24 protein-coding genes are annotated in these 22,137 nt (G+C 71.6%); 10 read left to right on the top strand and 14 right to left on the bottom strand.

Annotated features, from left to right (window positions below; all coding sequences use genetic code 11):
• The gene (locus tag ACIPJ2_RS04685; protein ID WP_402727769.1) at positions 1-549 is read left to right on the top strand and encodes a hypothetical protein; all 549 of its coding nucleotides are present in this window, start codon (positions 1-3) and stop codon (positions 547-549) included.
• Positions 539-1,162, top strand: coding sequence for a class I SAM-dependent methyltransferase (locus ACIPJ2_RS04680; RefSeq protein WP_402727768.1), 624 nt, complete (start codon positions 539-541; stop codon positions 1,160-1,162). Before ACIPJ2_RS04685 ends, ACIPJ2_RS04680 begins: the two co-directional genes overlap by 11 nt.
• A gap of 17 nt (positions 1,163-1,179) precedes the next feature.
• On the opposite strand, the gene ACIPJ2_RS04675 is transcribed toward ACIPJ2_RS04680, so the two are convergent.
• Positions 1,180-1,587 (bottom strand): hypothetical protein, encoded by a 408-nt coding sequence (locus ACIPJ2_RS04675; RefSeq protein ID WP_402727767.1) that lies wholly within the window; start codon positions 1,585-1,587, stop codon positions 1,180-1,182.
• A complete protein-coding gene (locus tag ACIPJ2_RS04670) occupies positions 1,587-2,207 on the bottom strand; it encodes a nucleotidyltransferase domain-containing protein (RefSeq protein WP_402727766.1) in 621 nt (206 codons plus the stop codon). Before ACIPJ2_RS04670 ends, ACIPJ2_RS04675 begins: the two co-directional genes overlap by 1 nt.
• 131 nt (positions 2,208-2,338) lie before the next feature.
• On the opposite strand from ACIPJ2_RS04670, the gene ACIPJ2_RS04665 reads away from it, so the two are divergent.
• From ACIPJ2_RS04665 to ACIPJ2_RS04650, 4 genes are all read left to right on the top strand, one after another.
• Positions 2,339-3,139, top strand: coding sequence for an HAD-IIB family hydrolase (locus tag ACIPJ2_RS04665; protein ID WP_402727765.1), 801 nt, complete (start codon positions 2,339-2,341; stop codon positions 3,137-3,139).
• A complete protein-coding gene (locus ACIPJ2_RS04660; protein ID WP_402727764.1) occupies positions 3,136-4,350 on the top strand; it encodes a hypothetical protein in 1,215 nt (404 codons plus the stop codon). Before ACIPJ2_RS04665 ends, ACIPJ2_RS04660 begins: the two co-directional genes overlap by 4 nt.
• A 68-nt stretch (positions 4,351-4,418) precedes the next feature.
• Entirely contained in the window at positions 4,419-5,438 is a 1,020-nt protein-coding gene (locus tag ACIPJ2_RS04655) for a Gfo/Idh/MocA family protein (protein ID WP_402727763.1), read from the top strand.
• Complete coding sequence (locus tag ACIPJ2_RS04650) at positions 5,435-6,511, top strand: Gfo/Idh/MocA family protein (protein WP_402727762.1); 1,077 nt, start codon at positions 5,435-5,437, stop codon at positions 6,509-6,511. Before ACIPJ2_RS04655 ends, ACIPJ2_RS04650 begins: the two co-directional genes overlap by 4 nt.
• Here the strand turns inward: ACIPJ2_RS04650 and ACIPJ2_RS04645 are convergent.
• The 6 genes from ACIPJ2_RS04645 to ACIPJ2_RS04620 form a co-directional block, all read right to left on the bottom strand.
• Positions 6,483-7,556 carry an ABC transporter permease gene (locus tag ACIPJ2_RS04645; RefSeq protein WP_402727761.1) on the bottom strand — a complete coding sequence of 358 codons (1,074 nt, stop codon included), beginning with the start codon at positions 7,554-7,556 and terminating at the stop codon, positions 6,483-6,485. The genes ACIPJ2_RS04650 and ACIPJ2_RS04645 overlap by 29 nt on opposite strands.
• Positions 7,553-8,434: an ABC transporter ATP-binding protein gene (locus ACIPJ2_RS04640; RefSeq protein ID WP_281266526.1), complete on the bottom strand. Its 882-nt coding sequence runs from the start codon at positions 8,432-8,434 to the stop codon at positions 7,553-7,555. Before ACIPJ2_RS04640 ends, ACIPJ2_RS04645 begins: the two co-directional genes overlap by 4 nt.
• 162 nt (positions 8,435-8,596) lie before the next feature.
• Positions 8,597-9,268 carry a response regulator gene (locus tag ACIPJ2_RS04635; RefSeq protein WP_402727760.1) on the bottom strand — a complete coding sequence of 224 codons (672 nt, stop codon included), beginning with the start codon at positions 9,266-9,268 and terminating at the stop codon, positions 8,597-8,599.
• A complete protein-coding gene (locus ACIPJ2_RS04630) occupies positions 9,250-10,551 on the bottom strand; it encodes a sensor histidine kinase (RefSeq protein WP_402727759.1) in 1,302 nt (433 codons plus the stop codon). Before ACIPJ2_RS04630 ends, ACIPJ2_RS04635 begins: the two co-directional genes overlap by 19 nt.
• A 433-nt stretch (positions 10,552-10,984) precedes the next feature.
• On the bottom strand, positions 10,985-12,475 hold the full coding sequence (locus tag ACIPJ2_RS04625) for a hypothetical protein (protein WP_402727758.1): 1,491 nt from the start codon (positions 12,473-12,475) through the stop codon (positions 10,985-10,987).
• Positions 12,472-13,101 carry an ATP-binding cassette domain-containing protein gene (locus ACIPJ2_RS04620; RefSeq protein ID WP_402728313.1) on the bottom strand — a complete coding sequence of 210 codons (630 nt, stop codon included), beginning with the start codon at positions 13,099-13,101 and terminating at the stop codon, positions 12,472-12,474. The genes ACIPJ2_RS04625 and ACIPJ2_RS04620 overlap by 4 nt, the downstream gene beginning before the upstream one ends.
• A gap of 107 nt (positions 13,102-13,208) precedes the next feature.
• On the opposite strand from ACIPJ2_RS04620, the gene ACIPJ2_RS04615 reads away from it, so the two are divergent.
• Positions 13,209-14,252 carry a carboxypeptidase regulatory-like domain-containing protein gene (locus ACIPJ2_RS04615; RefSeq protein ID WP_402727757.1) on the top strand — a complete coding sequence of 348 codons (1,044 nt, stop codon included), beginning with the start codon at positions 13,209-13,211 and terminating at the stop codon, positions 14,250-14,252.
• Positions 14,253-14,337: 85 nt separating this feature from the next.
• Here the strand turns inward: ACIPJ2_RS04615 and ACIPJ2_RS04610 are convergent, their stop codons facing one another.
• A complete protein-coding gene (locus tag ACIPJ2_RS04610) occupies positions 14,338-15,072 on the bottom strand; it encodes an NYN domain-containing protein (RefSeq protein WP_402727756.1) in 735 nt (244 codons plus the stop codon).
• A gap of 117 nt (positions 15,073-15,189) precedes the next feature.
• On the opposite strand from ACIPJ2_RS04610, the gene ACIPJ2_RS04605 reads away from it, so the two are divergent.
• Both ACIPJ2_RS04605 and ACIPJ2_RS04600 read left to right on the top strand, forming a co-directional pair.
• On the top strand, positions 15,190-15,393 hold the full coding sequence (locus ACIPJ2_RS04605) for a hypothetical protein (RefSeq protein ID WP_402727755.1): 204 nt from the start codon (positions 15,190-15,192) through the stop codon (positions 15,391-15,393).
• Entirely contained in the window at positions 15,354-15,752 is a 399-nt protein-coding gene (locus ACIPJ2_RS04600; RefSeq protein ID WP_402727754.1) for a dihydrofolate reductase family protein, read from the top strand. Before ACIPJ2_RS04605 ends, ACIPJ2_RS04600 begins: the two co-directional genes overlap by 40 nt.
• Before the next feature lie 22 nt (positions 15,753-15,774).
• Here ACIPJ2_RS04600 and ACIPJ2_RS04595 read toward each other — a convergent pair whose 3' ends face one another.
• Positions 15,775-16,122, bottom strand: coding sequence for a DoxX family protein (locus ACIPJ2_RS04595; protein WP_281266521.1), 348 nt, complete (start codon positions 16,120-16,122; stop codon positions 15,775-15,777).
• Between the two features lie 92 nt (positions 16,123-16,214).
• Here ACIPJ2_RS04595 and ACIPJ2_RS04590 point away from each other — a divergent pair, with 92 nt between their 5' ends.
• On the top strand, positions 16,215-16,868 hold the full coding sequence (locus ACIPJ2_RS04590) for a TetR/AcrR family transcriptional regulator (RefSeq protein ID WP_402727753.1): 654 nt from the start codon (positions 16,215-16,217) through the stop codon (positions 16,866-16,868).
• Positions 16,869-16,875: 7 nt separating this feature from the next.
• On the opposite strand, the gene ACIPJ2_RS04585 is transcribed toward ACIPJ2_RS04590, so the two are convergent.
• From ACIPJ2_RS04585 to ACIPJ2_RS04570, 4 genes are read right to left on the bottom strand one after another with little or no spacing between them, the layout of a single operon-like run.
• Positions 16,876-18,834 carry a DUF6807 family protein gene (locus tag ACIPJ2_RS04585; RefSeq protein WP_402727752.1) on the bottom strand — a complete coding sequence of 653 codons (1,959 nt, stop codon included), beginning with the start codon at positions 18,832-18,834 and terminating at the stop codon, positions 16,876-16,878.
• The gene (locus ACIPJ2_RS04580) at positions 18,831-19,739 is read right to left on the bottom strand and encodes a sugar phosphate isomerase/epimerase family protein (protein WP_402727751.1); all 909 of its coding nucleotides are present in this window, start codon (positions 19,737-19,739) and stop codon (positions 18,831-18,833) included. Before ACIPJ2_RS04580 ends, ACIPJ2_RS04585 begins: the two co-directional genes overlap by 4 nt.
• On the bottom strand, positions 19,736-20,956 hold the full coding sequence (locus tag ACIPJ2_RS04575; RefSeq protein WP_402727750.1) for a DUF993 family protein: 1,221 nt from the start codon (positions 20,954-20,956) through the stop codon (positions 19,736-19,738). The genes ACIPJ2_RS04580 and ACIPJ2_RS04575 overlap by 4 nt, the downstream gene beginning before the upstream one ends.
• Positions 20,953-22,128, bottom strand: coding sequence for a Gfo/Idh/MocA family protein (locus ACIPJ2_RS04570; protein ID WP_402728312.1), 1,176 nt, complete (start codon positions 22,126-22,128; stop codon positions 20,953-20,955). Before ACIPJ2_RS04570 ends, ACIPJ2_RS04575 begins: the two co-directional genes overlap by 4 nt.
• Positions 22,129-22,137: the final 9 nt, after the last annotated feature.

Raw genomic sequence — 22,137 nt, 5'->3', positions numbered from 1 at the left:
GTGACCGGCAGCGACGCGTACGCGATCTTCCTCAACGGCTCGTACGGCGTCGGGAAGACCGCGACGCTCGACCACGTCGGGGACCTCCTCGCAGCGGCCGGGCGCCCGTTCGCCCTGATGGACGTCGACTGGTTCCACCGCTCGTGGCCGACGGCGGACCACGACCCCGACAACACCGTGATCGAGGCGCAGAACATCGCCGCCGTGTGGGCGGCCTACCGCGCTGCCGGTCCGCGGCAGCTCGTCCTGAGCGGTGTGATCGCGAGCCGGACGGACCGCCACCGCTACGAGGACGCGGTCGGGATGCCGGTCCGGGCGATCCGGCTCGTCGCGGAGCCCCAGACCGTCGAGACCCGGTTGCGCCGACGGTACGACGCTGATCAGGACCACGTACTGTCCTGGCACCTCGAGCGGTACGCCGAGCTCCAGGAACGACAGGCTCGGGCAGACCTCGACGAGGTGGTGCTCGCGACGGACAGCACGACCCCGGCCGAGGTCGCTCGGGCCGTCGTCGCGCACTTCGACTCGACGGTGCACGATGTCGTCTGACGTGGAGGCGTCGTACGCGGGCAGGGCGGCCGAGTACATCAGGCTGCTCGGGTCGATGTCGTCGGTGCACCCCGCCGACGAGCACCTCGTGACGACGTGGGCGCGCGGTGTCGACGGCCCGATCATCGACGCCGGGTGCGGCCCTGGACACTGGACCGCCCACCTCGCCGAGCGTGGCTGCGACGTGCACGGGGTCGACCAGGTCTGCGGGTTCATCGAGCACGCCCGGGCAGCACATCCGGGACCGATGTTCGGCCTCGGCAGCATCGACGCGCTCCCCGATACCGAGGGCAGCCACGCCGGTGTGCTCGCCTGGTACTCGCTCATCCACCACGAACCGGCCACGATCCGCCGACCGCTCGGCGAGTTCGCCCGCGTCCTCCGCCCCGGCGGCGGGCTGCTCGTCGGGTTCTTCGTCGGCCAGCGGGTGGAGGCCTTCGACCACGCGGTCGTCACCGCCTACCGCTGGTCTCCCGAGGCCCTGTCGGCAGCACTGCGCTCCGCCGGGTTCGACGTGCTCGAGACCCACACGCGCACCGGGCCAGCGGATGGTCCGCGGCCGCACGGGGCGATCGTCGCTCGGCGCCGGGACGACGCACTGTCACCCACTTGATGGTGAGCCCGAGTCGCTCATCCCGATCCGAGGACAGCGTCCATCCTGTCGATGAGACGTTCGAGAGCCTTGATGAGCGCTCGCGTGTTCGCCTGCGTCGGTCGCGATGACGAGTACTGGTAGTTCGTCTTCTCGTCCGTCAGACGCTTGAAGTTGGCACCGGGACTGGTGTCGGGCGATGTTGCCTTGTCGAGTTGCTTCTTCGCCTCGCCGTGTTGCTCACCGTTGTAGCGCTCGCCGAGCACCCTCCCGCAGATCGCATCGGACGCCGCGATACCCCCGAGGACCGCGCTCGAGCCGGCGATCTTCCAATACGTGGGGTCGTTGGACTCGATGTTCAGCTGCGCGTCTTCGAGGTACGCCTTCGCTTCTGCCGCGCGCGCTCGAACATCGGCGGGCGCCATCGCACGCATCCTGCCCGCCATCAGAGCAACCCTCGCAAGTCCTCGCCGACGATGGTCCTGGCTTCCTTCCGCCAGGACTCCACGAGCGGATCACCATCGGCGACCATCTTCCGCAGATCCTCACGAGACACGTCGAACACCTGAGTTTCGTTGCCGGTCCATCGTTCGACGGCCGACCCCAGCGCGACCGACAGGTCGACCACGAGCTCGTCTGGGTAGACCACGACGAGGTCGACGTCAGAGTCATCGGTGGCCTCTCCGCGGGCGACCGACCCGAAGACCGCCACCGAGGTGACCGGCACGCCGGATCCATTCACGAAGTGCGCGATCCGTTCGTCGAGCACACGAGATGCATCCAGAGCGAGGCGAAGCGCCGGCCAGAGCACGTGGTCTTCGTTCACTCGGTAGCTCGAACTGTGGAGTCCGCGGTTCACGGTCACGAGACCTGCGTGTTCGAGTTTGTCCAGGGCTCGCTTGATGGCGGTGTTCCCGGTCTGAGCGACGCGTGCGACCTGCCGGCCGGTCATGCCCACATCGGTGCGCGCGAGTACCCGCAGAGCCGCCGCCTGCTGGCCACCGACGAGAGTCGCGAGGGGGGATGCGAGTTGCATATCGGAAGTCCTCCTCAGACCAATGTACACGAAAACGGGTCAAGTGACCCGCTTTTGAGGTCAATCCAACGACGACGTCGTTAACCTGACCGTCGCATGCGCATGGCATGGTGGGTCCGGGCGTCGCCGCCCGCAGCCCAGCCAGCCGCGAGCGGAGACCGATGCCAGCACCCGACCTGATGGTCGTCACCGACCTCGACGGCACGTTCCTCGACCACCACGACTACTCGTTCGCGGCGGCGCTCCCCGTGCTCGATCGTCTGCGGTCCGACGGCGTCCCGGTGGTGTTCTGCAGCAGCAAGACGACGGCCGAGATCGCGGCACTGCAGGAGCGCACCGGGCTGACCGGCGAGGCGTTCGTCGCGGAGAACGGCGCGGTCGTCGTCGGCCGTGGCGGTACCGTCCTCGCCGGACCGGCGGACGGCAGCCTCGGGCGGCTGCAGGACGTGCTCGACGACCTGCGCGACGCACTCGACCTGCACTTCGCGACGTTCTCGTCCGTCTCCGACGAGATCGTCGCGACGTGGACCGGGCTCGATGTCGACGCCGCGTCCGCTGCGCGTCGACGTGCCGCGTCCGAGGTCCTGCTCTGGCGCACCGAGGACGACGACCGCGCCGACGACTTCCGCATTGGGCTCACAGCGTCGGGCCTCGACCTGGTGCGCGGTGGCCGGTTCTGGCACGTCCTGCCGACCGGGTGCGGCAAGGGCGCTGCGGTGCGGATGCTCCTCGCCGACCACGAGCGCCGGACCGGCCGGACGCCGTGCACGATCGGCCTCGGCGACGGCCCGAACGACACCGACCTGCTCGATGCCGTCGACCTCGCCGTCGTCGTCCGTGGCCACGGCCCGGCGCCGGGACCGTTCGTCGACGACCGACGCGAACGCGTGTACCGAACGACCGCCCCCGGCCCGCACGGCTGGGCCGAGGGCCTGACCCACTTCCTGAGGAGCGACCGATGAGCGACTTCCACCAGAACGGCGTCATCACGACGTTCCACGACCTCAGCCGCCGCAGCACCGCGAGCATCGAGGACGACCTGCGCGGGTTCGCCGAGAAGCGCCCGATGAGCCTGATCCTGCCGGCGCTGTACTCGGAGCTCGAACGGCCGGCGCTGACCCGCATCGTCGACGAGCTCGCCGAGGCCGACTGGCTCAGCGAGATCGTGATCGGGCTCGACCGTGCCGACCGGTCGCAGTTCGAGCACGCCCGTGAGTTCTTCGCGCGTCTGCCGCAGCGCCACCGGATCCTGTGGAACGACGGCCCGCGCCTCAGGGCACTCGACGCCGACCTCGACGCCGCGGGGCTGGCACCGGGTGAACCCGGCAAGGGACGCAACGTCTGGTACTGCACCGGGTACGCCCTGGCGTCCGAGCGAGCCGAGTGCATCGCGCTGCACGACAGCGACATCACCACGTACGAGCGGGGCATGCTCGCGCGGATGCTCTACCCGCTGGCGAACCCTGCGTTCGACTACGAGTTCTCGAAGGGCTACTACGCCCGCGTCGCCGACGGCCGGATCAACGGCAGGGTCGGACGCCTGCTCGTCGGTCCTCTGCTCCGGTCGCTCCGCCAGGTCTACGGGGAGTCCGAGTACCTGGAGTACCTCAGCAGCTTCCGCTACCCGCTGTCCGGCGAGTTCGCGATGCGCGCCCACGTCCTGAACGGGTTGAAGATCCCGGGCGACTGGGGCCTGGAGATCGGGATGCTGTCCGAGGTGTACCGCGACTACGCCACCCGCCAGGTCTGCCAGGTGGAGATCGCCGACGCGTACGACCACAAGCACCAGCCCCTCGCCGAGGCCGACGGCACCGGCGGGCTGGCGCGCATGGGGAACGACATCGTGCAGTCGCTGTTCCGGAAGCTCGCGACGATGGGCGTCCCGCTCACCTCGGACTCGTTCCGGGTCCTCAAGGCGACGTACTACCGGAACGCACTCGACATCGTGGAGATCTACCGGCACGAGGCCCAGATGAACGGGCTCGGGTTCGACCAGCACGCAGAGGAAGCGGCGGTCGAGCTCTTCACGAAGGCGATCCTCGACGCCGGCGGCGCCTTCACCGCCCGCCCGAACGACCGGGCGTTCATCCCGAGCTGGAGCCGCGTGCGCTCTGCGGTCCCCGACGTCCTGGACCGGCTGAGCGCCGCGGTCGAGGCGGACCAGCAGGACTGAGCACCGGCTGGATAGGCTGACGGCGACCGGCGTCACCGTCGAACCGGCCGGCAGTCAAGGAGTTCGAGATGCCCGCGACCCCGCTCCGCATCGGCCTCGTCGGGGCCGGTGGGATCGCGCACGCCCACATGCCCGGGTTGCTGCGGCTCGGATCCGTGACCGTGTACGCGAAGGACGGTGCGCCGGAGTTCGCGGCCGCGTGGGCATCGGCAGCGGCCGCAGCTGGATCGTCCGTCACGGTCGTGGACTCGCTCGACGCCCTGCTCGAAGCGGTCGACGTGGTGGACGTGGTCACCCCGACGTTCGCCCACGCCGAGGTGGTCCGGGCGGCCCTCGCGGCGGGCAAGGACGTCGTCTCGGAGAAGCCCCTGGCGCGGACCGACGCCGACGCGTCGGACCTGGTGCAGTGCGCACGGGACGCGGGCCGACGGCTCTTCCCGGCCCACGTGGTGCGCTTCTTCCCTGCGTACGTGCGCCTACAGGAGGCCGTGACCACGGGCCTCCTGGGCGACCTGGCGGTCCTGCGGTTCGTCCGCTCCGGCGCCTTCCCGATCCGCACCCCGTGGTTCGCGGACCGTGCCCTGTCCGGCGGGATCGTGATGGACCAGATGATCCACGACCTCGACATCGCGCGCTGGGTGGCCGGCGAGGTGACGACGGTGTCGGCGGTCGGTGTGCGCTCCGGGACCGACGCCGAGCCGGTCGAGGCGGCGCACGTCCTGCTGACCCACGCGTCGGGGGCGATCAGCCACGTGGCGGGGATCTGGGGACCGCAGCACCTGCCGTTCACGACCGAGTACTCGGTGACCGGCACGCTCGGCAGTCTGTCGCACCGATCGCGCGACGAGGTCGACTACGTCGCGGACCTGGCGGTGCCGGAGGCCGTCGACGGGTTCCTGCCCGCGGTCGATCCGGCCGACGATCCGTACGGGCTGGAGCTCGCGGAGTTCTTCGGGGCCGTGCTGGACCCGGCGAAGCCCGAGCCCCGCGTCACGGCGGCGGACGGAGCAGCAGCGGTCCGCATCGCGAACGCCGCGCTCGAGTCGATCGAGACCGGGCAGCCCGTGACGCTGGGAGGTGGCGCGTGACCATCAGGATCGGCGTGATGTCGTTCGCGCACACGCACGCGATCGGGTACCTCAGCGCCCTGCAGGCGATGGACGGCGTCGAGGTCATGGGCTCGGATCCGGACGGCGTGAGCACCGGGCCGTCCGTCGGTGCGCTGCGCGGCCGCGACCTCGCCGAGGCGCTCGGGGTCGCCTACGCCGACACCCACGACGAGCTGCTGGCGTGGCAGCCGGACGCCGTCGTCGTCACGAGCGAGAACGCGCGGCACCGCGAGCTCGTCGAACTCGCCGCAGCGGCCGGTGCGCACGTGCTGTGCGAGAAGCCGCTCGCCACGACGTGGGAGGACGGCCTCGCCATCCGGGACGCCGTCGAACGCGCCGGGGTGCTGCTCATGGTGGCGTTCCCGGTGCGGTTCTCGTCGGCGTTCGCGAAGCTCCGGGCCGCTCACGACGCCGGTGCGCTCGGGCAGCTGTTCTCGATCCGTGGGACGAACAACGGCATGCTGCCACGCACCCGCGACTGGTTCACCGACCCGGCACTGTCCGGCGGCGGCGCGATCGTCGACCACGTCGTGCACATCGCCGACATGCTCGAGGGGCTCATGGGTGCAGCGCCGGGGACCGTCACGGCCGTGGCGAACCGCACGCTGCACGCCGGGCGCGCGCGGGCCGAGACCGCAGGGCTCGTGACGATCACGTACGACAACGGGGTGATCGCCGCGATCGACTGCTCGTGGAGCAAGGCGGACACGTCCGCGGTGTGGGGTGGGCTGACGCTCGACGTCGCGGGGACCGGCGGGACCGTGTCGCTCGACTTCTTCGGCCAGGCCGCGCGGGGGATCGCCGCGGAGACGGGCTTGCCGATCGAGGCCAGGTACGGCGCCGACCTCGACGAGGCGATGCTCGCCACCTTCGTCGACGCCGTCCGGACAAGGGTGCAGCCCCAGCCCGACGTGCGGGTGGGGCTGCGGACGCTGTCGATCGTGCTGGCAGCACAGGAGTCCGTGCGGACCGGGCGGACGGTGGCGGTCGACTCCGTGACCGCCACCGCCGGCCCGGACGACGTCAGCGCTGCAGCGCCTCCGTCAGCTTGACCCGTCCACCGGTGCGGAGCAGGGCGTTCTCGTAGACCCGGGCACCGATCACGACGACGAGCGCGGCGGACGCGATGACCACGAGGAGCGACACGATCGGCTCCCACCACTCGGCGGTCCCGAGGAAGATCCGCATCGGCATCCCGATCGGGGCGCTGAACGGCACGTAGGACATGATCCCGAGCACGGTGGGGTTGTCCGCGGCGAAGATGATCAGGAAGTACGGGATCATCACGAGCATCATCACCGGGGTGGTGACGCTGCCGACGTCCTCCTGTCGGGACACGAGGGCCGCCGACGCCGCGAACAGCGCCGCGATGAGCACGAACCCGAACGCGAAGAACACGACGAACCAGAGCATGCTCGGCCCGAGCAGCGTGAACAGGTTGTCCTGCCCGGTCACGGCGAGCGTCACCGCCGCTGCGATCGCGATCGCCACGATCTGCCCGAGGGCCATCACGCTGTTCCCGATCACCTTGCCCGCGAGCAGGGCCCTGGCCGGGATCGCGGCCATCAGGATCTCGACCACGCGGGTCGCCTTCTCCTCGACGACGCTCTGCGCGATCGACTGCCCGAACGTGACCGCCGCGGCGAAGAACACGATGCCGAACGCGATCCCGACGAGGGAGATGAGCCCCGGCGCCATCGCGTCCGGGTCGAGCAGCTCCACCTTCGGCGAGACGCTGAGCGCCTGGACGACGTCGGTCGGCGCGCTGTCGAGCCCGACGACACCGAACCCGATCGGGCCGGAATCCGGCACGATCGCGGCGTCGACGTCACCGCTCCGGACGAGTCGCTCGGCCGCGGCACGGTCGTCGACCCGGGTGACGTCGAGCCCACCGGTCGACGGCAGGCTGACACCGTCCACGACCGCGACGGGCGTGGTGCTGTCGCCGCTCGACTTGCCGACGATGCCGCCGACCACGATCGACGCGACGACCATCAGGAGCAGGATCAGCGCCGAGATGACGAAGGCCTTGCTGCGGAGCCGCGCCTGGATCTCACGGATGGAGACGAGACGGACGGCCTGACCGAACGAGTTCATCGGACGACCTCCCGGAAGACCTCGCTGAGCCGGGCGACCCGGGGCCCGAACGACCCCACCGTCCCCGTGGTGACCGCCCGCTGCAGGACGCGCTGCGCCACGGGCTCGGACGCCTCGAAGACCGCGTAGCCACCGTCGAACTCGCGGACGTGCACGTCCGGCTCCTCGCGGAGCCAGGCGACGTCCCCGTCGACCAGCAGCTCCCACGCCGCCGGACCTGCCGCACGGCGGAGTTCCTCCTGCGGGCCCGCAGCACGGATCCGGCCGTCGGCGATGACCACGACGTCGTCGCAGAGCCGCTCGACCACGTCGAGCTGGTGGCTGGAGAACAGGACGGGGGCCCCGTCGGCCGCGGCCTCGCGCAGGACGCCGAGCACGGTGTCGACGGCCATCGGGTCGAGGCCGGAGAACGGCTCGTCGAGCACGAGCACCTCCGGCCGGTGGGCGAGCGCCGCGGCGACCTGCACGCGCTGCTGGTTGCCGAGGGAGAGCTTCTCGACCGGGTCGTCGGCGTGCTGCGTCAGTTCGAGGCGCTCGAGCAGTTCGGCGGTGCGAGCGGCGGCCGCGCGACGGTCGACCCCGTGCAGCCGCGCCAGGTAGGTGACCTGCTCGGCGACGGGCATCTTCGGGTACAGGCCGCGTTCCTCGGGCATGTACCCGAAGCGGCGGCGGTCGGCGGGCCCGATGGCCTGGCCGTCGATCGACACCGATCCGCTGTCGGCGTCGAGCACGCCGAGCATGATGCGCATGGTGGTGGTCTTGCCGGCGCCGTTGCCGCCGACGAACCCGGTGAGCCGACCCCGGCCGACCGTGAACGCCACGTCGTCGAGCACCAGGCGGTCTCCGAAGTGCTTCGTCACTCCCTCGACACTGAGCATCGTGTCCCCTCTCGTGCGGTGGTGGATCCACCGCACCACCGACGCTACGGAGGAACCGCGGACCGCACCTCCCACGCCGGACGGGTTCCGAGCCTCCGTCCCGAGACGGAGGAGGGGACCTCCCTGCCGGACCGGACCGGACCGGGCGGGGCGGGACGGGAGCTACCCGCCGGACCGGGCCACCCCGTGCTCGTACGCCCAGACCACCGCCTGCACGCGGTCCCGGAGCTGCAGCTTCTGCAGCACGTTCGACACGTGCGTCTTCACGGTCGCCTCCCCCACGTACAGCCGCTCCGCGATCTCACCGTTGCTCATGCCCTGCGCGAGCAGCCGGAGGACCTCGGCCTCGCGCTCGGTGAGTCCGGGGACGGCGCCGTCCGAGACTCCAGCTGGTGCCGATCCCGTCGCGCGGCTGATCACCCGGCGGGTGACGTCCGGCGCCAGCAGCGCGTCGCCGGACGCGACCGTGAGCACCGCGTCGATGAGCTTCTCCGGCGAGGCGTTCTTCAGCAGGAACCCGCTCGCTCCCGCGTCCAACGCGGCGAACAGGGTGTCGTCGTTGTCGAAGGTGGTCAGGATCAGGACGGCGGGCGGATCGTCCAGGGCTGTGATGCGCCGGGCCGCTTCGAGCCCGTCCACGCCCGGCATCTGCACGTCGAGGCAGACCACGTCCGGCCGGAGCGTCGTGACGGCGTCGACCGCCGTCGCTCCGTCGGCCGCCTCGCCGACGACCGTGATGCCCGGCTCCGACTCGAGGATGACCCGGAACCCGGCGCGCACCAGGTCCTGGTCATCGGCCAGCACCACCCGCACGGTCACGTCGTCGGCAGCCATGCGCGCACCAGGTACCCTCCCCGGGCGCGTGGCCCGATCTCGATGCGGCCGCCGACGGCGGCGACCCGTTCACGCATCCCGACGTGGCCGAGCCCGCCCCGCCCGGTGCCGTCCGCCTCGGCCCTCGCCGCCGGACTGGAGGCTCGACTCCCGATCCCGGTGTCCGTCACCTCGATCTCCACCGCGTCCGGCAGGTACCGGAGTCGGAGGTCCGCGCGCGCGTCCGGTCCGGCGTGCTTCAGGACGTTGGTCACGGCCTCTTGCGCGATGCGGAAGGCGACGACGGCGACCGTCGGCGGCACCGCGCGCTCGTCGCCGACCACGGTGTACTGCGTGGGGTGTCCCGCAGTCCTGGCCGCCTCGGCGAGTTCACCGAGCCGTGCCATCCCCTCGGTGCTGGGGGCATCGGGCACGGTGTCGCGGTCGTCGCGATCCGTCTCCCGCAGGGTTCCGAGCATCTTCCGGAGTTCCTCCACCGCGGTCCGCGCGCTGTCCTCGACGACGCCGAGCGACGTCGCCGCCTGGTCCGGGTCGCGGTCGAGCACCCGTCGGGCAGCGCCCGCCTGGACACCCATGAGCGAGACGTGGTGGGCCACGACGTCGTGCAGTTCCCGCGCGATCCGGACGCGTTCGAGCGTGACGGCCTGTGCCGCGGTCCGCTCGCGCTCGACCGCGAGCTCGGCGGTGCGTTCGGCGAGCTCGTGCTTCGCGACCGCCGACGCCCATGCACGGTTGCCGGAGTACCAGGCGGCGCCGAAGTAGACGAGGTTGATGATGATCGACATCAGCGAGTTCGCGATGAACGGCGAGACCGGTCCGTCGCCCGTCTTCGGCAGGGCGCTCGGCACCGACCAGCTGAACGACAGGGCGATGAACAGCCAGGCGAACATGCCGACGATGACGATCCAGCGCACCACCTCGGCGCGGACACGGTCGGAACACCACGCCCCCACGGTGTACAGCGCGATGAAGAGTGTGAAGTTGTTGAAGAACAGCTCGGGCACGTGCAGGATCTGCATCGCCGCGAACGTCGCCGCCACGACCACCGCGACGGTCATCGGGAAGCGGCGGCGGAACGCGAGGGGTCCGGCGTTCGCCACGACGAGCAGGACGGACAGCCACCACGGTGCGAGCTCGTCGTAGAAGCCGGTCGAGCCGTAGAGGATCGTCGAGACGCCCATCGCGACGGCGAGCACCGCCGCGAGGATCGTGTCCTGCCGGTACTCCGCACGTCCGACGGGCAGCCGCGACCATTCGCTCGTCGTCACCCCCGTTGCGTCCATGCCGTCAACGCTAGCGGCCCGGGTGCGCTCCGGGGGGTCGCGGCGGAGAGGGTCGATTCGTGCGTAGGAGGTCGAATCGCGCGTAGGAGGTCGGTTCTTCCGACCTCCTACGCGCGATCCCGCTTTCCATTGCGGGCGTTGTGGGTGCTCTGGGCGGTCGCGCAGCAGGACGGGAGGCACGGTGCGGGCTGGCACCGCGCCTCCCGTCCGTCGGGGTGACCGTCCACCGCACGGTCGTTGCGTCCGCAACGTGCGACAGCTGCGCTGTCGTACGACAGCGACTTCGTCGCTACCCAGCGCGGGCAACGGTTGCACGCGCGCGGTGACGACATCGTCGTTGTCGTACGACAGCGGCTTCGTCGTTCCGAGTCGGCACGTGGAGCGGAGCGACCGGTCCGAGTCGGTGCCCGTGCTCGTGTCCGGCCCGGCGGCGCTAGTGCTCCGTGCGGCGCGACCACCGGACCAGCAGGAACAACCCGAGCACGACGGCCACGGCCACGAACCCGCCGATCCCCGCCGCTCCGGCCGACACGGCCACACCGGCGAGCACCGCCAGGACCGGGGCGTCCATCGCCCAGAGGACCCGGATGACCGGCATCGGGTCGCCGACCGCGGAGGGCGCCGGCGTCATCAGGAAGAGCGGTGCAGGCCCGCGGAGGGCGTTGCTGAGGTGCGCTGCGACCACGACGATCGGCAGCGCGATGCCACCCCAGACGAGCACGGGTACCGATGCCGGCGCGACGACGGCACCGAGCACGATCGCGGTCCCGCCGGTCAGGAGCAGCGTCGCTCCGGTCGGCACGATGCTGTGGACGAGGAGCAGCCGCCCGTCACCGACGCCGTACAGCGGGAGGTCCGTCGTGACCTGCGCGGCGTGGTGCAGCCCGCGGCTGAACGCGCCGACGCCGGTGTACAGCAGGACCGCGGCGAGGGCTCCGAGGAGGAAGCCGCCAGCGGGTGCGACCGCTGCGAGCACCAGGAACGCTCCGGCCCCGGCGACCGTCACGACCCCGGTCGCGAGCCGTGCCGGCGTCCGGACCGCCCCGACCAGGTCGCGGACGACGAAGACCAGCCCGAGGCGTGCGCTGCGGCGCACCCCGTCGATCCGCCGCCCGACCGTCGGGAGCGCCTGGTACGACTCGGCGACGGAGGTGAAGTCGAGACTGACCGCGTGGGCGATCGCCACGTCCCAGTTCGCCGCCTGCGCCGTGAGCGTCGCGTCGTCGATCCGGTCGAGCAGCCACGGCACCGCCGCGAGTCCGGCGACGGCGAGGACGAGCAGCACCACGTCGGCGGCGACGACCGGACCTCCGCTGCTCACCCATGCCCATCGACCGAACGGCTCAGCGGACACGACCTGCGCGGCCACGGCGAGGAGGAGCAGGACCACGGCGAGCGCCCCGGCGACACGGGGGAACGACTCACCGATGAGCCAGCACACCACCGCGACCACGCCGACGAGCGCCCCGCGCAGCGCGAAGTCCAGCACGGCGGGCGCGGACACCAACCCGAGCGAGCCGAGCGCGAGTCCGATGAACACCGCGATCCCGCCACCGACGACCACCACGACGGCCGCCGCGGTGAGGACCCGCGACCGGAACACGGTCCGTCGGCGGAGATCGCTCCCGGTCAGCGCGTGGACGAGGAACGGCGGGGCGACCGCCGGCCCACGGCTCCTGCCGATCAGGAGTGCCGCCGCCCAGATGCCGAGCACGACGGTCCCGGCGATCGTCCCTGCGGCCGACGACGCCAGCGCGGACGAGCTGGTCTCCGTGGTGATCCGCAGCCACACGGTCCGGCCGATCGGGGCCCCGACGACGAGCGCGGCGAGCACGAGCGTGTACGCGAGGTAGGCCCGGTCCCCCAGGTCCCGGGCCTGACGGTGGCGCCACACGCCGGTGGCGGCAGCGAGGCGTGCGCTCACCGGTGGGCGCCCAGGTCGACGACGCGGTCGGCGAGCTGCTCGGTGAGGAGGTCGCTGTGCGTCGCGACGACGAGGGACGCGCCGGCGTCTCGCCGACGGCCGAGCACGGCGCTCACCATCTCGAGGCGTTCCTGGTCGAGTCGTTGTTCGGGCTCGTCGAGCAGGAGCACGTCGAACGGCCGCGCGAGCACGAGCGCCAGTCCGACCAGCTGTTGCTGCCCGGTCGACAGCTCGTGCGGGAACCGCCGCACCAGCGTGTCCAGTCCGAGCGCACCGAGTGTCTCCGTGGCCAGCGTCTCGGCGGTGTCGCGGGCGTCGAACCAGGTCGCGGCGACGAGTCGGACGTGGTCCTGGACGGTCAGGTCGCTCGCCATCGGTGGCAGTCCGATCATCGCGGCGACCCGGCGCCGGAAGGCCGGGTCGCGACGGGAGATCCGCGCCCCCGCGATGGTCGCGGTCCCAGTCGTCGGCGACCGCATCCCGGCGAGCACGCGGAGCAGTGTCGACTTGCCGGCGCCGTTGTGTCCGCGCACGATGAGGGCCTGCCCCGCGTCGCACCGGACGGTCGTCGCGGGCAACAGGGTCACGTCGTCGGCCGCGACCACGAGGTCGTCCACGGAGATCATCACGGGCCCAGCCTGCCCTGTCGTCGCACCGTGACGCGAGCACGAGTCCTCGGTAGCATCACTCCACCGTGGTCAGGGGTGACCGCGCCAGGGATCAGGGGCCCACCATGACCGCACGACGATGGACGACGGTCGGCATCACGGCCGCGATGACAATGATCGGCGTGCTGGTCGCACCGGTCACCGCCAGCGCTGCGGTCCCGGACGGCGACGGGACGCTCACCGTGATGCTGACCGACCCGGACAAGCAGCCGATCGCCATGGGTGGTGTGGCCGTGGACCTGCGCGCCGCGGACGGCGGCACCGCCGCGTCGGCGACGAGTGACCAGCGCGGACGCCTCACGTTCGGGGACGTCCCTGCCGGGACCTGGACGCTCCACGGCGAGCGCGAGGGATCGTACGGCTTCGACGACACGATCCCGGCGACGCGGACCGAGGTCGTCGTCACACCGGGTGGCCACGACACCGTCGTGCTCGTGATGCGGAGGGGTGCGTCCATCGGCGGTACGGCGCACAACCCGTACGGCGCGGACCTCTCCGGCGCGTCGGTCGTCGTGCGCGGCTGGAACACCGGCACCGTGAAGCGCACGGTGACCTCGCCGGACGGGCACTACTGGGTGCACGGGCTGCCGAGCGACGACTACAGCGTGCAGGTCAACGCGCACGACGAGACCCTCGACTCGTGGCCGGCACTCCGGAACGAGTCGTGGGGATTCCACCGCGACCCGGGCTCCACGGCGGCGCGCACGTACGTCCGGGTGTCGCACGAAGCGGTCGGCCGCGATGAGACGGTGCTCGACGGGATCGACGGCAGTGCGACCGAGGGCGTCACGCTCACCGGCATCCTCAACCCGCAGCTCGACACCGACTTCACCAACGCCACCGTGTACGTGTACGGCGAGTCCATCGGCAGTACGTTCGACACCCGCTTGAGCTACTGGTCCCCGGGCCGCGGCGGGACGTTCGGCGCGGTGTTGAGCGCCGGGCGGTACAAGGTCGAGGTCGTCGGGTGGTCGCCGAGCCAACGTCGGTGGATCTCGTACTGGTACGGCGGCGAGGGCAACCGGCCGGTCGCGGACCGGGCGTCGTCGCACACGATCGTGATGAGCGGAGACCAGAGCCGCTCGATCTCCTTCTGGAGCACGCGCTGACGGACTGCGCCCGACCGCCGCGTCCGCAATGAGAAAACCCGGCCCCAGAGGGGCCGGGCGGTATGTCACCCATCATACACGAGGATCACCAGCCAGGTGGTCGCCGCGCTCGGCCGCACACCGACGGAAGTTGCGCCGAGCGTGTCTCCGCAGCAGTCAGCTGATGCCACCAGTGGGCTCCTACGCCATCCGTGGCGTCTCCGTTCAGCTTGCCAGCCGGGTACCCGGGCGTCGGGTTGACGAGCCCGACCGGGACGACTGTGCGCACGTACCGGATCGGGAACTCGAGGTCGCTGTCGTTGCTGATCACGATCGCCGCGTCGATCCGGGCGGTGAGGACGTCGATGAGCAGGTGGGACGCTACGTTGACGTCCGAGCCCTTCTCCTCTCGGCGTGCGACGGAGGCCATGAACGTGGCATCGGGGACATCTGATCCGAACTGGTCGCGCACCTGCAGTGGCCAGTCCGCTCGGGTCAGCTGGGGGCGACCACGACGTCCCGGGGTCGCGAGTGGTGCCGTCGCGACGCGTGAGACGTAGTTCCCGAGGGCGAGCACGTCGATCGAACCGTTCTGGTCGAGAGCACGGAGGTACGTGTCCTGGTCGTGCTGCCCTGCGGTGTTGTCGGCTCCGTTGACCCTCGCGGTGCAGTAGACGACCCGGGACACGTGCGCACTCCTCCACGCACTGCCCGGTCCGTCGAGCAGGTTCGTCGCGAGCGTGCGGAGATCGAGCCAGCGCCATCCCGGCGTCGAACGCCCGCAGAGCACGCGGGCACCGTAGTAGAGGTCGAACCCGTCGATGTACACGCCGACCCGCATGCGGTCACGGTAGGGAGACGCAGCTGCGCGGCGGAGCCGGTGCGCGTGATCTGTGGACAACACCTCGTTGCGGGCTACGCTGCGATCCACCGGGCAAGGCCGACGAGGAGGTCGCGCATGCACAAGGTCACGTACTCGATGACGGCGTCCCTCGACGGGTTCACGATGGACACCGACGGACGCTTCGACTGGAGCGAGCCGGACGACGAGGTCTTCCGGGTCTTCCTCGACCAGCTCCGCGGCGTCGACGTGCACCTCATGGGCGGAAGCTCTACGAGACGATGCTGTTCTGGGAGACCGCGGACGACGTGCCAGGTCTGAGCGACGCCGAACGCGAGTGGACGACGATCTGGAAGGCGCTGCCGAAGGTGGTGTTCTCGCGCACCTTGACGTCGGTGGAGGGCAACGCACGCCTGGCGACGGACGGCATCGAGGAAGAGGTCGCCCGGCTGCGCGCGGCCCCCGGCGACGGCGACATCGCGATCGGTGGCCCCGAGCTCGCAGCCCAGATCGCCGGCCTCGACCTGATCGACGAGTACCAGCTCGTGGTCGCACCGGTGCTCGTCGGCGGCGGGACGCCGTACTTCGCGCACGCCGGCGCGCACCGGCAGCTCGAACTCGTCGAGGCCCGCGTCTTCGAGGCCGGGTCGGTCTTCCTCCGCCACCGCGTCACGCGTTGAGCGGACGCGGTCCGGACCGCGTTCAGAGCGCGAGCAGCAGGACCACCAGGGTCGCGACCGACAGCACGAGGAGTGCAGCTGCGCCCTGCAGGCCCTTGTCGTGCGCCCGCACGTGCGCGACGATCGCGCCGACGAAGTACACGATCGAGCCGATGGCGGCAGCGATGCCGAGCGCCGGGATCCACAGCCCCGCGACGAGGCCGATCGTGGCGAGGACCTCGAGCACCCCGAGCACGCGCATCTGCGACGGGGTCACGTGCACCGACGCCATGTTCGCTCGCATGGGCGCCGCGCCGACGAGCTTCATGACACCGGACCCGAGCATGGCGGCGGCGAGGACGAGGGACAGGATGACGGCGGCGATGTGCACGGGGTGCTCCAAGTGATGAAACGGACAGTGGTGTCCGATTCAATCCGGACACCACTGTCCGTATTCCCGGATCGCCGTCGTACACTCCGACCGTGAGCGAGACCCCCGCGAGAGCACCTCGGAAGGACGCCCTCCGCAACCGAGCAGCGATCGTCGAGTCGGCGTGCACGGCCTTCGCGGAGCGGGGACTCGACGCCCCGCTCGAACCGATCGCCGCGGCCGCAGGAGTCGGCAACGCGACGCTCTACCGGCACTTCCCCGAGCGCGCCGCCCTGTGGGAGGAGGTCCTCCTGGCACCGTTGCAGGAGGTCCTCGACCTGGTGCACGAGTGCGTCGCCCTGTCCGAGGGGGATCCGTGGAGCGGCTTCGCCACCTTCATCCGCCGGACCGCCGAGATCGAGGCGCGGCGCGAGGGCTTCAGCGACCTGATGACCACCCGGTTCACGGGCGCGCCGACGCTCCTCGCCATGCGTGCGGAGATCCAGACCGGCCTCGAGTCGCTGTTCCGTCGCGCGCAGGACTCCGGCTCGATCCGGCCCGACGCGGCGCTCGAGGACGTGGCCGTCCTGCAACTCTCGATGTCGAGCACGATCGCGGCCTTCGGCGAGGTGGCCCCACAGCTCCACAGACGATGGGTCGACCTGCTCCTCGATGCCCTCCGAGCACCGGGAGCGGAACGAGAGCCACTCGGTGGGTCACCCCTCCGGCCGAACCAGATCTGGCGTGCGGTGATGCGACGGCGGTGAGCCCCGGTCAGGCCAGGTGCCGGAGCAGCGCAGCGGCGGGACGACGCCCGTCGGCGACGACCCCACGGAGCGAGCGGACGAAGGGGTCATCCGGCGAGACGGTGACGGGCTGCTCCCACGCGACCGCGGTACCGATCCCCGGGTAGTCGGTTGCCCGGACGAACCACGGGTCAGGCGCCGAGGACGTCAGCAGGATCGTCGCCGGCCCGATCGCACCCGGGGTCCCGGCGAAGTCCGCCGCCCATCTGACCCACGGTGCCCGGGTGCCGAGCACGGCGTCCTCCCCGTCGGCGTCGGCCGTGGAGACCTCGACGCCCGAGCACGGCGGGAAGCGCCAGAACCACCCGCCGTACCCGGCGCGCACCCGACCGTTCGACCCGGGGCTGCCGAGCGTCACCGGCAGGTCCTCCACGGGTTCGAGCGACGTGGAGAGCTCCAGCAGCCAGCAGTCACCGTCGAGCGATCGGGACCGCATCGTGCGGACCTCGCGGAGCTGGTCGGCGCCGTCGCGATCGACCCACGTCAGGGACGCCGTGATCGAGTCGGCGTCCCCCTCGAGGTCGTCCAACCGCTGCCGCCCGTGGTCGTCCTGGTCGACGTACCCGCGCCCGTGCACGTACGTCCCGCCACCCCAGGTGTTCGTCCCGTCGACATCGGCGACGGTGAACCCCAGCCCGAGGTGCCAGTCGTGGTCAGCCGGTCGACGGGCGGTGAGTTCGACGCCGCCGAGTGTCCGGACAGGGTGCAGGAACGGGCGAGGGGACGAGGACGGCGTGGTCCCGGCGCCGTCCTGCAGCACGAGGAGCGGTCCTGCACCGGCGGTGGCCACCACGGCGTCCCGAGCGGCTGACGCCCACGGGGCGCCGGCATCGACGAACGTCCCGTCGAGGTCCGCGGCCGCCCGGACCCAGCGCTCGACGTCCTGCACGACCGGGTGCGCGTCGTCGCCGGTCCCGACGACCTCGACGAAACGGGGTTCGATCCTGGTGGGCTCCGGCGCGGTGCGCATCGCCTCGACGACCCGCATGAACGCTCCGGTCGAGTCGAGGGGCACCAGCAGCGGGACGCCGTCGGCACGGTGGGCCAGGAGGTTCTCGAGCAGGTCGGTCCTCGTACCCGAGGTCACCGCGCCGTCCGGACCGACGACCTCGTCCGTCGTGTACCGGAAGGAGACGGTACCGCGGTCGCCGACGACCTCGACGACCGGTGCCGTATCTGCCGGGCCCGACGCCGCCAGGGTCAGGGCAGCGGAGACGGTCGGTCGGTCGGCGTCGAGCGGAGCGGGCACGATCCGGAGCGCCGTGGTGTCGTCCGCGTCGATCGCGTTCGCCCGGTAGGCATCGACGTCGACACGCTCCACGTCCTCGACACGCTGGACCCCGGCGATGCGGAGCGCCGTCGCCACCGCGTGGGCGAGCGGGTTCGTGACGACCCCGTCCACGACGTCGACGCCGTCGAGCGAGCGTCTGCCTGCCCAGGGCGAGCGCTTCCAGTACGCCGCGCGACGCACCCACGTGCCCATCGCCCGCACGTGCCGGACCGGACCGATGCCGAACCGGTCGACATCGAGGTCGTCGAGCACGTGCGACCCGAGGCTCTGGAACCCCACCTGCACGACCCGGCCGGTCTCGCGCTGCACGGCGAGCAGGGTCTCGAAGTCCGCCATCCGGGCGAAGGGCGGCTTCTCGAGCAGGACGTCGGCACCGGCACGGAGCGCCTCGGCAGCGGCGGTCGCGTGCACGGGGATGGGTACCGCGGCGATCACGATGTCCGGCACGCCGACACCCGCGAAGGCGTCGCCGAGTGATGGGAAGAGGGGAGCGCCGACAGCATCGACATCAACCACGAGCGGGTCGACGAGCCCCGTCAACCGGACCGCGCCCGCCGCCTGCAGCCGCCGGACGTTCGCCAGGTGCACGGCACCGAAGCCGCGCACCCCGACGAGCACGACCGACGCGCCGGTCATCGGCGAGCCACGGGAACGCACGCGTCGAACGCCGCGACCACCCGTTCGGCGACGACGTCGGCCGGTGTGTCCCAGACCTCCTGGTTGAACACCTCGACCTCGACGTCCCCGGTGTACCCGGCCGCGTCGACGGCCTCGGAGACCGGGCCGAAGTCGATGTGCCCGTCCCCCATCAAGCCGCGCGACAGCAGCGGGTCCGCGGCGATCGGCGTGACCCAGTCGCTCACCTGGTAGGACGCGATCCGGCGCTCCCTCCCGGCTCGCGCGACCGATCCGGGCAGAGCAGGGTCCCACCAGACGTGGAAGGTGTCCACCACGACCCCGACGACGGCCGGGTCGAACGGCGCGGCGAGGTCGAGGGCCTGCGCGAGCGTCGACACGACGGCCCGATCGGCCGCGTACATCGGGTGGAGCGGCTCGATCGCGAGCTGCACGCCCGCTGCGGCCGCCGTCGGTTCGAGTTCGGCGAGCGCGTCGGCGACCCTGCCCCGCGCCCCGACCAGGTCCGTCGATCCCGACGGGAGTCCCCCGGCGACGAGCACCAGCACCGCTCGCGATCCCGGGGCTCCCGCAGCCGCCAGTGCCGCCGTCTCCTCGATCGCCCGCCGGTTGTCGTCGATCGCCGCCCGGCGGACCGTGCCCTCGACGGGCGTGAAGAACCCGCCGCGGCAGTGCGACGACACCCGGAGCCCGGAGTCAGCGAGCATCCGCGCGGCGTCGTCAAGTCCGACGTCCTGCACCGGCTCACGCCACGTCCCGATCGCACCGATGCCGGCGGACCGCGTGGCGGCGATCGCCTCGGCGAGCGACGCGGACTTCACCGTCGCCTGGTTGAGCGACAAGCGCGGGTGCGCCTCGGCGCGCCCACCCACACGCGCGCCCGCGCGCCCCGCCACGGTGCTCACGCGACCACCGCGTTCCTGGAGCCGCCGCGCGGACCGACACCGAGCCTCCCGGCCGACCCGACCGGCACCCCAGCCAACGTGAGCAGGCCGTGCCAGCGCGACGCGGCGAGGTCCGGGTCCTCGAGCGCGCCGCAGGCGTTCGCGAGGCGGACGGTCTCGGACAGCTGCGGCAGACTGCGCGCCGCGTGCATGCCACCGACCATCGTGAAGGCGGGCTGGTGGCCGTTCAGCCAGGACAGGAAGGCGATCCCGGTCTTGTAGTGCCAGGTCGGCGCGGCGAAGACCTGCCGAGCGAGCGCCTCCGTCGGACCGAGGACGCTGCGGAACCCGTCCGCGTCGCCGCGGTCGAGCGCCTGCACCGCCGACGACGCGATCGGCGCGATCGCGGCGAACGCCCCGAGCAGCGCGTCGGAGTGCCGACCGGCCTGCTCGGACATCAGGTCGACGTAGTGGAAGTCGTCCCCCGTGAACATCCTGGCGGTCACGAGGAGCCGCGAGCGGAGCGCGACCTCGGCGTCCGCGTCGAGCAGGCTCATCTTGATGCCGGCAACCCGTTCGCCGGCATCCGCGATGATCCGGAGGACGGTGTTCGTGGCTTCCGGTACTGACCTGGACCCGAAGTACTCCTCGAGCACCGGGTCGAACGCGGCACCGAGCCAGTGCAGCACCACCGGCTGCGTCGCGGCGGCGATCACCCGCTCGTACACGTGTCGGTAGTCGTCGGCCGTCCGGGCCGCGCGCGCCAGGTGCCGACTCGCCATCAGGACGGCCACCGCACCGTGCTCCTCGGCGTGCCGGAGCTGCGCGACGTACGCGTCGACGATCTCGTCGAGGGTGGCACCGTCGGACGCGATGTCGTCGGTGTTCACGCCGACCGCGATGCGTCCGCCGACGGAACGGGCCTCTGCCGCACTGCGGCGGACGAGTTCCCGCATCGCGACCGGGTCGAGGCCCGCATTGCGCTGCGCGGTGTCCATCGCGTCCGCCACGCCGAGCCCCCACGACCACAGGTGGTGCCGGAACGCGAGGGTCGCGTCCCAGTCGACGTCCGCTGCGGCACCGGGGGTGTTGTCGCCCGCGACGCGCGGGACGACGTGGGCCGCCGCGTAGACGACCCGACTGGTGAGCGGCCGGCGCGGCTTCGTCCACGTCGGGGCCTCGCGGAGCGGGACGCCGGCCGTGGTGCCGTCCGGCGCGAGGAGCGTCAGGTCCGTCATGCGGTCACCCGTGTGTCGTCGGCCTGGAGGCTCGGTGCGGCTCCGTCGCCGAGCCGCAGGTCCGGCAGGTCGATCCGTCGCCCCTCGCGGTTCGACCGCAGACCGGCTTCCGCCAGCGCCACCCCGCGCGCACCGGAGAGCAGGTCGTACGGGTGCGGCGCGTCCTCGACGACGTGGCGCACGAACTGCTCCCACTGGACCTTGAAGCCGTTCTCGAAGACCTCGTTGTCGGGGACCTCCTGCCAGCCGGCGCGGTAGTCGTTCTCGTCGCGGATGTCGGGGTTCCAGACCGGCTTCGGCGTGGTGCTCCGGTGCTGGACCCGGCAGCCGAAGAGCCCGGCGACGGCGCTGCCCTCGGTGCCGTCGACCTGGAACTCGACGAGCTCGTCGCGGTCGACACGCACCGCCCAGCTCGAGTTGATCTGCGCCGTGATCCCGCCGGCGAGGTCGAAGATGCCGTACGCCGCGTCGTCCGCGGTGGCCCGGTACCGGTCCCCGTGCTCGTCCACCCGCTCCGGGATGTGGGTGACCGCACGGGCGGAGACGGACTCGACCCGGCCGAACAGGTCCTCCATGACGTAGTTCCAGTGCGGGAACATGTCGACGACGATGCCACCGCCGTCCTCGGCGCGGTAGTTCCAGCTCGGGCGCTGCGCGGCCTGCCAGTCGCCCTCGAAGACCCAGTAGCCGAACTCCCCGCGGACGCTGAGGACCCGTCCGAGGGCGCCGGACGCCAGCACCCGGCGGAGCTTCCGGAGCCCCGGGAGGAACAGCTTGTCGTGCACGACGCCGTTCTTGACCCCGGCGTCGCGGGCCGCGCGGGCGAGGTCGAGGGCGTCGTCGAGGGTCTCCGCGGTGGGCTTCTCGGTGTAGACCGCCTTGCCGGCGGCGATCGCGCGGCGGAGTGCGGGGACGCGGGCACTCGTCACGAGGAAGTCGGCGTAGACGTCCCAACGCGGGTCGGACAGCGCGGCGTCGAAGTCGGTCGTCCAGTGCTCGATGCCGTGCCGGTGCGCGATCTCGGCGAGCTTCGGTTCGGAGCGCCCGACGAGCAGCGGCTCGACCTGCACGCGGGAGCCGTCGGACAGCAGCACGCCGCCCTGCTCCCGGATGGCGAGGATCGAGCGGACGAGGTGCTGCCGGTACCCCATCCGGCCGGAGACGCCGTTCATGATGATGCC

The organism is Curtobacterium sp. NPDC090217 (assembly GCF_044746705.1).
Lineage (GTDB): Bacteria > Actinomycetota > Actinomycetes > Actinomycetales > Microbacteriaceae > Curtobacterium.
This window is presented reverse-complemented; position numbering and strand designations above follow the sequence as displayed.

What these genes read in the sequence shown, in the direction of transcription:
- ACIPJ2_RS04615 (WP_402727757.1), top strand. Translation starts at nt 13,209, where the DNA reads ATGACCGCACGACGATGGACGACGGTCGGCATCACGGCCGCGATGACA.
- ACIPJ2_RS04680 (WP_402727768.1), top strand. Translation starts at nt 539, where the DNA reads ATGTCGTCTGACGTGGAGGCGTCGTACGCGGGCAGGGCGGCCGAGTAC.
- ACIPJ2_RS04655 (WP_402727763.1), top strand. Translation starts at nt 4,419, where the DNA reads ATGCCCGCGACCCCGCTCCGCATCGGCCTCGTCGGGGCCGGTGGGATC.
- ACIPJ2_RS04635 (WP_402727760.1), bottom strand. Translation starts at nt 9,268, where the DNA reads ATGGCTGCCGACGACGTGACCGTGCGGGTGGTGCTGGCCGATGACCAG.
- ACIPJ2_RS04630 (WP_402727759.1), bottom strand. Translation starts at nt 10,551, where the DNA reads ATGGACGCAACGGGGGTGACGACGAGCGAATGGTCGCGGCTGCCCGTC.
- ACIPJ2_RS04640 (WP_281266526.1), bottom strand. Translation starts at nt 8,434, where the DNA reads ATGCTCAGTGTCGAGGGAGTGACGAAGCACTTCGGAGACCGCCTGGTG.
- ACIPJ2_RS04605 (WP_402727755.1), top strand. Translation starts at nt 15,190, where the DNA reads ATGCACAAGGTCACGTACTCGATGACGGCGTCCCTCGACGGGTTCACG.
- ACIPJ2_RS04585 (WP_402727752.1), bottom strand. Translation starts at nt 18,834, where the DNA reads ATGACCGGCGCGTCGGTCGTGCTCGTCGGGGTGCGCGGCTTCGGTGCC.
- ACIPJ2_RS04675 (WP_402727767.1), bottom strand. Translation starts at nt 1,587, where the DNA reads ATGGCGGGCAGGATGCGTGCGATGGCGCCCGCCGATGTTCGAGCGCGC.
- ACIPJ2_RS04575 (WP_402727750.1), bottom strand. Translation starts at nt 20,956, where the DNA reads ATGACGGACCTGACGCTCCTCGCGCCGGACGGCACCACGGCCGGCGTC.
- ACIPJ2_RS04600 (WP_402727754.1), top strand. Translation starts at nt 15,354, where the DNA reads ATGCTGTTCTGGGAGACCGCGGACGACGTGCCAGGTCTGAGCGACGCC.
- ACIPJ2_RS04665 (WP_402727765.1), top strand. Translation starts at nt 2,339, where the DNA reads ATGCCAGCACCCGACCTGATGGTCGTCACCGACCTCGACGGCACGTTC.
- ACIPJ2_RS04645 (WP_402727761.1), bottom strand. Translation starts at nt 7,556, where the DNA reads ATGAACTCGTTCGGTCAGGCCGTCCGTCTCGTCTCCATCCGTGAGATC.
- ACIPJ2_RS04570 (WP_402728312.1), bottom strand. Translation starts at nt 22,128, where the DNA reads ATGAACGGCGTCTCCGGCCGGATGGGGTACCGGCAGCACCTCGTCCGC.
- ACIPJ2_RS04660 (WP_402727764.1), top strand. Translation starts at nt 3,136, where the DNA reads ATGAGCGACTTCCACCAGAACGGCGTCATCACGACGTTCCACGACCTC.
- ACIPJ2_RS04620 (WP_402728313.1), bottom strand. Translation starts at nt 13,101, where the DNA reads ATGATCTCCGTGGACGACCTCGTGGTCGCGGCCGACGACGTGACCCTG.
- ACIPJ2_RS04610 (WP_402727756.1), bottom strand. Translation starts at nt 15,072, where the DNA reads ATGCGGGTCGGCGTGTACATCGACGGGTTCGACCTCTACTACGGTGCC.